At 56.9% G+C, this 211-nt stretch carries 1 rRNA gene; it reads left to right on the top strand.

The features are described from left to right. A 16S ribosomal RNA gene (locus tag LCF57_RS17775) occupies positions 1-211 on the top strand; the annotation flags it as partial.

A 211-nucleotide genomic window follows, 5' to 3' on the forward strand; every position in this document is an offset into this window, starting at 1 on the left:
ACTACCGGAAACGGTAGCTAATACCCGATACATCCTTTTCCTGCATGGGAGAAGGAGGAAAGACGGAGCAATCTGTCACTTGTGGATGGGCCTGCGGCGCATTAGTTAGTTGGTGGGGTAATGGCCTACCAAGGCGACGATGCGTAGCCGACCTGAGAGGGTGATCGGCCACACTGGGACTGAGACACGGCCCAGACTCCTACGGGAGGCA

This window comes from Paenibacillus sp. BJ-4, assembly GCF_020404765.1.
In the GTDB taxonomy this organism is placed as follows: domain Bacteria; phylum Bacillota; class Bacilli; order Paenibacillales; family Paenibacillaceae; genus Paenibacillus.